At 41.0% G+C, this 7731-nt stretch carries 6 protein-coding genes; 5 read left to right on the top strand and 1 reads right to left on the bottom strand.

From position 1 onward, the window contains the following. Positions 1 to 176: 176 nt before the first annotated feature. From mazE to DD627_RS04600, 5 genes are all read left to right on the top strand, one after another. Positions 177 to 419: a type II toxin-antitoxin system PemI/MazE family antitoxin gene (gene mazE / locus DD627_RS04620; protein WP_068806647.1), complete on the top strand. Its 243-nt coding sequence runs from the start codon at positions 177 to 179 to the stop codon at positions 417 to 419. Next, the gene (locus DD627_RS04615; RefSeq protein WP_068806644.1) at positions 412 to 753 is read left to right on the top strand and encodes a type II toxin-antitoxin system PemK/MazF family toxin; all 342 of its coding nucleotides are present in this window, start codon (positions 412 to 414) and stop codon (positions 751 to 753) included. The genes mazE and DD627_RS04615 overlap by 8 nt, the downstream gene beginning before the upstream one ends. Before the next feature lie 292 nt (positions 754 to 1045). Next, a complete protein-coding gene (locus tag DD627_RS04610) occupies positions 1046 to 4309 on the top strand; it encodes an SNF2-related protein (protein ID WP_260274587.1) in 3264 nt (1087 codons plus the stop codon). 144 nt (positions 4310 to 4453) lie between these two features. Then, positions 4454 to 4936 (top strand): Dps family protein, encoded by a 483-nt coding sequence (locus tag DD627_RS04605; protein ID WP_068806635.1) that lies wholly within the window; start codon positions 4454 to 4456, stop codon positions 4934 to 4936. 182 nt (positions 4937 to 5118) lie between these two features. Continuing rightward, positions 5119 to 5835, top strand: a complete 717-nt coding sequence (locus DD627_RS04600; protein ID WP_068806759.1) for a sulfite exporter TauE/SafE family protein — start codon at positions 5119 to 5121, stop codon at positions 5833 to 5835. 75 nt (positions 5836 to 5910) lie between these two features. Here DD627_RS04600 and DD627_RS04595 read toward each other — a convergent pair whose 3' ends face one another. Beyond that, on the bottom strand, positions 5911 to 7602 hold the full coding sequence (locus DD627_RS04595; RefSeq protein ID WP_260274586.1) for a MucBP domain-containing protein: 1692 nt from the start codon (positions 7600 to 7602) through the stop codon (positions 5911 to 5913). Positions 7603 to 7731 lie beyond the last annotated feature (129 nt).

Raw genomic sequence — 7731 nt, 5'->3', positions numbered from 1 at the left:
AACTTTATTGGAGCCTTTCAATTTTAGAAAACAAAGGCATTTTTTGCGTACTTTCTTACTAGTGGTGGTCAGTCAGTAAAAACTCAGTGAATGAATTGTCTTTGCTTGTAAACACATTGTATATACGATACACTTTGCCTATAATAAACCAATCCTAATAAGAGGAGTGTATGCTTATGGCCGCAGATCAAACGATAAAGCCTCGTCAAGTGGGTAATTCCACAGTGTTGACCGTTCCCGCAAATATAAAATTAGACAAGAATGCCCGGTATTTTGTTACCAAAGGACCAAATGGAGAGATTGTATTTATGCCTAAGCTTAAAAATCCCTTTAAAGATCCAAAATTGTTGAAACAAATTAGTTCTCAAAAATCAGAGTTTGAGGACGTGAAAATGATTGGACGTGAAAAAGATGAATGATTATCCGCACTATCAGGACATTATTTATCTAAACTTTGATCCTTCACCCGGTAATGAGGTTAATAAGAGACGTCTAGCCGTTGTAATTAGCATAACAGAATATAACAGACTGACAGGACTGTGTGTAGTTTGCCCGATTACACATACGAAGCATCGTTTTGGTTCGGTGAAAGTACATCATTCAAAAATCGACGGGTACGTAAATGCTTGGCAAATGTATTCTTTTGATTATTTTAAAAGACAAATGGAAAGAGTTGGCGAGCTTTCAACCGCGGACTTTAATCTTGTTATTCAGAATTACCAACAGATTTTGGGAAATGGCGTGAATATGTAAAGCTAGATGAAACGAAAGCAAAATTCTCTTTTTGAGAGAGCTTTGCTTTTTTGAAGAATTGACCAAATTTTTGCGTACTTGTGAGTTGTAGAATAATTTTTAACCCCCGATGTTATCCCAAAGTGAGTACATATAATCAATTAAAAATAATAAAAACGCAGATCTTTCTCTTGAGATCTGTGTTTTTGCATGATTATGAAAACTATTCAGCATTTCGCAACACTGTTTTCAACAACAGTAGTGTAAAATAGAAGTATAGGATCAAAATCAGATTAAGACTTGGAGTAATAATATGCGTCGGAGAACAATGCCATCCAAGATTTGGGACAGAGGGAAAAAGCTTTTTCAGGATGGACAAGTAAACATTGAGAATTTGGACGAAGAGCGACAGGTGGTGGAAGCCACAGTCTATGGTACTTATGCGTATGATGTATCTGTGGGACGAGATCCAGATAATGATAACTGTACTTGTCCATATTTTGCAGAAAATGGTTTCTGTAAGCATGTAGCGGCAGTAGTCGAACTATTTAAATTTGCAAAGGATCCAATCGAGACGTTATTTGATGTTAATCGCGATAGTTACGATGATGACGAGACAGACTGGACAGACCCTACAGTTGACTTTCCAGAGATAAAAATGGTGCACAAGCGAAAATCAATGGCTGATTTGGCAGGTGAGCGCTATTTACAGAGTATCGATTTGCCCGAAAAACGATACTTTACACCTTTAGCCGAAACAGTTCGGGAGCCGTTGGTGCTTGATGTTACTATGATGGTTGGCCAGTTAAGTCAGGGTTGGAACTACCCAGCTGAAAATCATCTCTTTCTTAGGCTCAGGGTTGCAAGAAAAACTGATAATAAATTTTATGTGGTGAATAATCTTAAACGTTTTTTGGCTGCATACATGGATGAGGGTGTCTATAAAACAGCCGGAAAAAATGAGTTTCAGTTGGGTGAAACTGTGTTTTCAGGAGCGGATAAGGCCTTAATAGATTTCATGACTGTGACCGGATTGCCTAGTTTCGATGGAAACGGAACGCTAGATATGAATAAATATTATCTTCTGGCGGATAGGGTAGTTCCTAAGTTTATTGAATTATGTAATGAATTACAAAACTTCCATTTTCAAAAAAGCGATCATCAATTTTTATTTGATAGTATTGAGTATCAGCCGTTTCATGCAAATAGCGGTTTGATTAAAGGTGCTCTTAAACCGGATGAAGAAGGATACGAGCTAACAATTCAAAGCGATTTTCAGGAATTGATCTTTGGAAGTGCAATTGTGATTAATCAAAATGTTTTTTATCAAGCTACTACACAACAAGCTATTATTATCAGTCGGATCGTTGATATGTACAATAACATCATGGGCGATGCTATGAATCGTGACCCCGCTGATGCAGGCTTTCAAATGCATTTTGACAAGAGTAAGGAAGCAGAACTGAAAAATTTCATTGAATTCTTCAAATTAATTGGTAATTTGGATGTATCAGCAGACTTTTTTGATAGTCAAATGACTCCCCATTTTGATTTGAGCAAACAAGACAACAATCTGCAATTGAAATTAAGTTATGACTACGGTGGTAAATTAATTGATAGTAAGGATATTGATCAGGTCCCTGAAAAACGCCGTAATACTGAAAAAGAGGATCAGGCTTGGGATTATTTGAATAGTCTTGGTTTTTATTTACGTAAGGATGTCTGGGTGAAGGCTTTCGATGATGCCGATGTAATGTTTAACTTCTTCATGCTGGAGTTGCCAAACATGCGTAAGAATGGTGTGGTAACGCTGAGTGATGACCTGAAAAACAGTTTGCATGATTCTAAGGATCTCGCGCCGAAAGTGAACGTTTCAGAAAAGGATGGTCTACTTTCAGTGAAGTTTTCGTTGCAAGGTGTCGACGAAAACGATGTGGATAGTGTCTTAGCACAGCTAGATTCGCAAAAACCATATATCACCCAGGCAGACGGCTCACTGGTCTTGTTGGACGATGAATTTCGTAAGGTCAGCAAGGCACTATTGAATATTCGCCAACAAGGGAAGTTTAAAAACGGGCAACTGAAAGTGCATGCTTCACAGGCGTTTGCGGTTCAAGCAGCCTTACAGGGAACCGCTAAGTTTGATGATAAATTTAAACAACTTGCCGAAAACTTAGCACATCCGGAAAACTTTGAAATTAAAGCTTCTCATCCAGTACATGGCATATTACGGCCGTACCAAGCAATTGGTGTGAAGTGGCTGGAGATGCTGGATAGTTACAATTTTGGCGGTATTTTAGCTGATGAAATGGGTCTTGGTAAAACGATTCAGATGATCGCATTTTTGTTGGACCATATTGATAAAGACAAGCCCGATCTAATCATTTCACCCGCATCCTTAATCTATAACTGGCAAGAAGAGTTTACTAAGTTTGCGCCTGAAATTAAAACCCAGGTTATCGATGGTAATAAGGCTAATCGCCGCGATTTGATTGAAAACGAACAAGCCGATGTGCTGATCACCAGTTATAATAGCGCACGTTTGGACGTGACCGAGTATAATGATCGCAAAATTGATTATTTGGTGTTGGATGAAGCCCAATTTGTGAAAAATTCGAGCACCAAAACCAATCAGAGTATTCGAAAGCTCAAGCGAAAAAACACCTTTGCGTTGTCTGGGACGCCAATTGAAAATCGGGTCGAAGAATTGTGGGCCATTTTTGAAATTGTCATGCCCGGACTCTTGCCTAGCCGGAAAGCGTTCAAACAGTTAACTGCCGATGAGGTGGCTGTGCGGGTCAAACCGTTTATTTTACGGCGGGAGAAATCCGTTGTGTTAAAAGATATTCCGGCGAAAGTCGAAACAAACTTATACAATGAACTGACACACAAACAAAAGACGGTTTATTTGGCCCAATTGAAACAAATGCAGGTGAAGGTTCAAGGGATGACCGGCGCAAACTTTGTGAAAAACAAGTTGGCTATTTTGGCTGGTTTGACGCGCTTGCGACAGATTTGTGATACGCCGGCTTTGTATTTAGATGATTATAAAGGCGATTCCGGTAAACTAGAGCAGTTAACCGAAATTTTGCGGCAAGCGGAAGAAAATAATCGGCATGTCTTGATCTTTTCGCAGTTTACCAGTATGTTATCGATTTTGGAAAACGAGCTGGATAAACAGCATTTGGATCATTATGTCCTGCAAGGAAGTACGAAACCTAAGGAACGCTTGGAAATGGTCAATGCGTTTAATGCCGGCGAGAAGAATATCTTTTTGATTTCGCTCAAGGCCGGGGGAACTGGTTTGAATTTAACTGGTGCCGATATGGTCGTGTTGGTCGATCTGTGGTGGAATCCGGCGGTTGAGGATCAAGCTACCGCGCGGGCTCATCGAATTGGTCAAAAGAAACAGGTGGATGTTTTTCGTTTAATTACGAAAGGGACCATCGAAGAACAAATTTATAAATTACAAGAAAAGAAACGAAATTTCGTAGATCAAGTGCTTAGCGGAACCGAAAATAAGGGCTCGTTAACAGAGGAAGAAGTTCGCTTGATTCTAGGAATTGAAGAAGGATAGGTGAAGCCAGCGATGGCTTTGCCTTTTTTGTTTAGCCAGAAATCCCAGTAGGCAGATAACTTGAGTATCCCTAACAAACCCTTTAAGCTGAAGATATAGTCGATGGGTAAAACCAGCTTGGAAAACTGAAAGGGGTACTTTTTTATGACCATGGATCAATTTCCCAAAACGCAGACACATTTGAACCAGTTAATTGCTGATTTAAGTCAGTTGCAAGTTAATGTGCAACAAGTTCACTGGTACATGCGCGGACCCGAGTTCTTTAAACTGCATCCGAAAATGGATGAATTTAACGAAGAGTTTGCGGAACAGCTAGACGAAGTAGCAGAACGGTTAATTGCGCTTGGTGGCAAGCCATTTGCGACGACTCACGAGTTTATCGAGCACACAAATTTGCCAGATGAAGTGATTGACTGGGGAGAATTTCCGTTGCCTGAACTCATGAAGCATTTAGATCATGACTTCAGATACATCAGAGATCAGTATCAACAAGGTATTGAGATTACTGATGAAGAACAGGATTTACCCACTCAAGATATGCTGAATGGATTTAAGGCAGAGATGGACAAACTGATCTGGATGGTTAGCGCCTTTTTAGATAAGGGACCGACAGAAGACGAGGCTTAGGCACAAGGTGCGGCAAAACTAGCACACTAATAAAAACGGTTAATAAAATGATTTTGTTGCGGAAATTTATCCGTGGCAAAGTCATTTTTTTGTTAGTTTTCAGGTGGAGTTGTGGTCATTGACCTTAACGCGTAGTTCGGCCATACTAGATACAATTATGTATTTAAAGGAGATCCAACTTGGTGACTTGGTTATTAATTTTCTTCCCGGCAATGGTAGCGGGATTTGTGCAAGGCTTGACCGGTTTTGGCGCGGTCATTGTGATGATGACGATTTTTCCGTTCATTTTACCCATCGCTCCGGCAGCCGGGATTGCCGGTTTGAGTATGTTGGCCAGCATGGTGGGCTTGACCTATAGATATCGCCATGAATTTAAACTAAAACGAGTCGTGGTGCCGTTTATTATTTACGCGGCGGTGGCCACTTGGTCCGTCCATCTCAGCAGTGTTTTGGATACCCATGTGATGCGGGTGTTATTGGGATGTTTATTGGTGGCGTTGTGTTTGTATTTTACGCTGTTTAAAAACGCAGGTGATCGTAAATATCCATGGTACATAGCGGTTTGTTTTATGGTGATTTCTGGATTCTTTAATGGGTTGTTGGGGATTGGTGGCCCATTGATGGCTCTGTACTTTTTGTCGCTATCCACATCAATTCCGGAGTATACGGCCAGTATTCAAGGCTTTTTCTTAATTGACGCTTTTTACATTAACAGCGTGCGGGTCGCTAATGGCATTTTAGATGTGCATGATGTGCCTTACATCTTGGTGGGGATGATTGCCGCCGGAATTGGCACGATCCTTGCGGCGAGAGTGGCGAATAAACTAGATGACCAGACGTTTAGAAAGTGGATTTACCGGTTTATTGGGTTGAGCGGAATTTATTATCTGTTTTTCTAACGTAAAAAAGGGTGAGGAAATGTTCAATAATTTCCTCACCCTTTATTTATTGTTCAAGCTATTTTTAACTTCTAGTTATTCTTTCTTTCGTTTAAGTCCCAGCCATCCCAGCAAGCTTATTAATCCGGTCATGCCAAGAATTTCAGCGATTAAACTTTTCTGCTCATCTGTTTGTGGTAATTGATCTGCATTATGAGTAGCTGCCTTGGTTTGCTGAAGTTTTTGTGGAGCATTGTCCGGGTTAGCTGTTTGGTTAACAGCGATTGGCTTTGCATTAATTGTTGGTGTCTTATTATCTGGGATATGAACGTCTGGTTTTTCGACAATTGGTTTGTTTGGTGGCGTTGGTTTGCCCGGTTGCTGATTGATTTTGGCGTAAACCAGCGCAATCACAACGTTTTCTGCATCAAAACTACCGCTTAATGGCGCGGATCCTGAGGCAAGGCCAACGTATCGGTAACCAGCAATTTTCAACGGTGTGAATGTATAGCCGTTGCCTTGATATCCTGATTGTACCAAACGACGATGGATTTCTTTACCATTTTTATCCACAAACTTAATCGTCAGTAACGAACTTTCTGGAGTCGTTTCGTGACTGTTCAAATGGTAAACAAAGATAATTGTCTGCGATTGTGAAGTAAGCTTTCCTTTGGCAGGAGCCGAATTCGTACCCAATCCAACATAGCTGTAACCTTGATTACTCAAATCAGCAGGAGTGACATCATATCCATTACCGATGAAACCTCCGCGACTGATATCCGGAGAAATGGTTTGTCCGGCTTCATCCACGTATTTTACAGTTAGCGTTCCAGCCTTTTCGGGTGTTGGAACTTCGGTGTTTAAATGATAAACAAAAATAATTGTCTGCGATTGTGAGGTGAGGCTTCCTTTGACAGGAGCTGAATCCGAATCCAATCCGACATAGCTATAACCCTGATTACTTAAGTCAGCAGGAGCAACATCATATCCATTACCGACGAAACCTTCACGACTAATATCCGGAGAAATGGTCCGTCCGGCTTCATCGACATACTTCACGGTCAAAGTTCCAGCTTTTTCAGGCGTTGGTGTGGTCGCTGTGAATCGATAAACAAACGTGACTGTTTGATTCTGATTCGTTAGCTTCCCGTTCTCTGGCGCCGAATCACTACCTACCCCTACATAAACATAACCAAGATTGGTTAGATCAACAGGTGTGACCGCATAAGTTTCTCCCATGTTTCCAGATACAGAGCCGTTTGGATGGAGCACGTGGCCATTTTCATCCTCGTAATGGACAGTCACTGACCCCTTCGCAATTTCATAGATGAACGTGATATTGTTTTGCGTACCATCCTTGTCAATCACAATTGAAACAGTGTTATTTTCGTCCATTGCCGGGGATGATGAAACCAAGTTGTAAATCAGGCCATCTTTTGTGATCTGTTGGGTGCCAGTCGTCGTGTAGGTACTACCAACATCGAGATCCTGAACAGTTTTACTGTCTAAAGCCTGGCCGTCTTTGGTTTGATAATAGACATTGGCCACGCTTTGATCGGCAACGACGTTAATGCGAACTGGTTCCGAAACTTTGCCGCTGTTTGTGAATGAAATCCAATACAAACCGCCAACAACTTTAGCCGCGTTAAACGCTGCAGTGCTAGTATACGTTTTTATTGGTGTCCCGTCCGTTGTAAACTCTGTAATGACAAACGGCGTTGTACCGGCAATTTGGTCATAATTTGTGATTTGATTGCCACTCGTGTCAGTTGCAGTTTGAAAACTCATATTTGGCGTCCAAGTGTCGCTTTGATGGATCGTCACTGGTTTACCAACGATTGTCGCAGCACTTTTTACGAAATTAACCGTAAAATCAAGGCATTAAAGCGTAACCGTTTTGGTTTTCGAAATATTGAC

This window comes from Pediococcus sp. (assembly GCF_003533255.1).
GTDB classification, from domain to species: Bacteria; Bacillota; Bacilli; order Lactobacillales; family Lactobacillaceae; genus Pediococcus; species Pediococcus parvulus.
This window is presented reverse-complemented; position numbering and strand designations above follow the sequence as displayed.

Excerpts from the sequence above, each read along its gene's own strand:
- DD627_RS04610 (WP_260274587.1), top strand. The coding sequence starts at position 1,046 with ATGCGTCGGAGAACAATGCCATCCAAGATTTGGGACAGAGGGAAAAAG.
- DD627_RS04605 (WP_068806635.1), top strand. The coding sequence starts at position 4,454 with ATGACCATGGATCAATTTCCCAAAACGCAGACACATTTGAACCAGTTA.
- DD627_RS04615 (WP_068806644.1), top strand. The coding sequence starts at position 412 with ATGAATGATTATCCGCACTATCAGGACATTATTTATCTAAACTTTGAT.
- mazE (WP_068806647.1), top strand. The coding sequence starts at position 177 with ATGGCCGCAGATCAAACGATAAAGCCTCGTCAAGTGGGTAATTCCACA.
- DD627_RS04595 (WP_260274586.1), bottom strand. The coding sequence starts at position 7,602 with ATGAGTTTTCAAACTGCAACTGACACGAGTGGCAATCAAATCACAAAT.